Here is a 2364-nt window from a genome sequence, read left to right on the forward strand (position 1 = left end):
TGCCAGGCACCGCAACGGTGTGGATCACCGGCGCCCACGGGGGAGCCGGTGAAAGCCGGATCGCCGCCCTCCTCGACGGGGCACGCGTCACCGATCACTGCTGGCCCGTCCTGCAGGACGGAAGCACACCACGGGTCCTGCTGGTCTGCCGGGCAGACATGCGCGGCCTGACAACCGCCAGGAACGCCCTGACCCAATGGGCATCAGGGGCGGCACCGACACTGGATCTGCTCGGCCTCGCCGTCCTTGCAGACGCGCCGGGAAAGACTCCCAAATCCCTCCGGGACTTCGCCGCCATCGTCGGCGGGGGAGCGCCCCGGCTCTGGACCCTGCCCTGGGTAGAGGCCTGGCGGCACGGGGACTCCACAACACCACCGCGACCCCGCGAGTACCAACGATTCATCACCGACCTGGCCGCCCTGGCTACCGACACCGCACCACGCACCACCAACCGAAAGGTCTCACCATGAACCCCTTCGTCGCATTTGACGGAAGCGTCATCCCCAACCCCACCCCGGTCGTCCCGACCGAGGCCGGCGGACTCCTCACGATCCTGAACTGGGCCTCCGGCATCGGCCTGGTCCTGGGCGTCCTGGGCGTCATCATCGTCGGCATCGGCATGGTCATCCAGCTCCAGCGCGGCGAGGGCGCCCAAGCCATCGCAAAACTCGGCTGGGTCCTCCTTGGCTGCATCATCATCACCAGCTCCGCCGGCATCGTCCGCGCCTTCGTCTAAACCAGCACCAACAACGGGAGGTTCACCATGAGCCAGTCAACAGAGCGCACCACCGAAAGCAATCCGTTCACCAAACCCGGTTTCATCCTTGCTGCCGCGCTGGTGGTCGCGCTGATCGCAGCTGCCCTCGTCATCTTCCTGCTCCCCAAAGGACAGGACAACACCCCCGCAGCCCCGCCCCCGGCAGAGTCCGGCAGCCCGGCCACATCGAGCCCCAGCGCCACGGCTGCAGCCGGCCAAAGTATCTGCGGACTTCCCGCTGCGTCGGAGTCGGCGCTGGGGGCTGCACCGAAGACGAAGTGGGAACTCGTGGGGACCATGGCTGCGCCAACCGATCCGAAAATCGGCCCGGGAAAAACGGACGATCAGGGCATAAGATCCTGTTTCGCCCATACACCAACAGGGGCGCTGTACGCGGCGGTAAACCTTTGGGCACTAGGTATTGACCCCTCCAAAGAGCGAGCCATTGCCGAGCAGCTAGCAGCCAAAGGACCTGGCCGTGATGCTGGGATGAAAGCACCCCAGACCCAGGCCCCGGCCTCGGCCTCGGCGATGAAGGTCCAGATAGCGGGCTTCAACGTCTCATACACGGCGAACCAGGCCGTAGTGGAACTCGCGTTCAAAGCCGACAACGGAGCGCTCGCTTCGGTGCGGACAACGCTGCTGTGGCAGGACGGGGACTGGAAGGGCGTCGTCGCCGACAGCGGCGCACCTTTGGAGGAACCACGACAGGTTCGTGACCTTTCCGGATTCATCCTCTGGAGTGGAGCATGAGGCCTACCTGGAACCCGGTAGGAGACTGGTTCTCAGGTCTGGCTGATGACGCCATGGGCAACATGGCGAAAGCCATTCTGGAGGCCATGAGCCAGATGGTAACGACACTGTCCACGTTCTGGGTGTCCATGCCCACCGTGAATCTGGCCAGCCAGGACGGAACGACGCCGGGCCACGTCGTCTCCATGGTGAACAGCGAGCTGATGGTCTGGACTCTGACGCTGGCGGTCCTGGCCGTCATTCTCGGTGGCATCCGGATGATCTGGGAACAGCGCGGAGCGCCGCTGAAGGACCTGCTGCGTTCCCTGATCACGCTCGCCCTGGTCACCGGCTTGGGTCTGGGTGTCATCTCGATTCTGGTGATCGCGGCAGATGCTTTCTCGGCCGCCATCATCGAGCGCTCGACGGACGGGAAGGGTTTCGCTGAGTCGATGAAGCTCCTGGTTCTGACCGGCCAGACGGGGGGCGGCGTGTTCATCCTCATTGTCCTGGGCCTGATCGGGTTGCTTGCCTCCCTCGTGCAGATCGTCCTCATGGTGGTGCGCAGCGGCATGCTGGTGATCCTTGCCGGCATCCTGCCCACCACGGCCGCGTTCACGAACACGGAGATGGGCAGGCAGTGGTTCCAGAAAGCTGTCGGCTGGACCATTGCCTTCCTCCTCTACAAACCCGCTGCGGCCATCGTCTACTCGGTCGCGTTCCTTCTCATGGGAAACAACAACGGGAAGGACGCCTTGACCGGTTCCATCACGGGCTTCACGCTGATGATCGTTGCCTTGTTCGCGTTGCCGGCACTCATGCGGTTCGTGACCCCGATGGTCGGGGCCGTCGCTTCCGGCGGGGGAGCCGGGGCA

4 protein-coding genes are annotated in these 2364 nt (G+C 64.7%); all 4 read left to right on the top strand.

Going from position 1 to position 2364, the window contains the following annotated elements:
- Positions 1-470: DUF6668 family protein (locus AHiyo1_RS20400; RefSeq protein WP_059389796.1), on the top strand; the 470-nt coding region annotated here is incomplete at its 5' end.
- Complete coding sequence (locus AHiyo1_RS20405) at positions 467-736, top strand: hypothetical protein (protein WP_059389797.1); 270 nt, start codon at positions 467-469, stop codon at positions 734-736. The genes AHiyo1_RS20400 and AHiyo1_RS20405, both read left to right, overlap by 4 nt.
- Before the next feature lie 27 nt (positions 737-763).
- The gene (locus AHiyo1_RS20410) at positions 764-1510 is read left to right on the top strand and encodes a hypothetical protein (protein WP_059389798.1); all 747 of its coding nucleotides are present in this window, start codon (positions 764-766) and stop codon (positions 1508-1510) included.
- A partial coding sequence (locus AHiyo1_RS20415; protein ID WP_059389799.1) for a hypothetical protein occupies positions 1507-2364 on the top strand: 858 nt, incomplete at its 3' end. The genes AHiyo1_RS20410 and AHiyo1_RS20415, both read left to right, overlap by 4 nt.

Source organism: Arthrobacter sp. Hiyo1 (genome assembly GCF_001263615.2).
Lineage (GTDB): Bacteria > Actinomycetota > Actinomycetes > Actinomycetales > Micrococcaceae > Arthrobacter.

Coding starts and splice junctions, on each gene's coding strand:
- AHiyo1_RS20410 (WP_059389798.1), top strand. CDS start 764: ATGAGCCAGTCAACAGAGCGCACCACCGAAAGCAATCCGTTCACCAAA.
- AHiyo1_RS20405 (WP_059389797.1), top strand. CDS start 467: ATGAACCCCTTCGTCGCATTTGACGGAAGCGTCATCCCCAACCCCACC.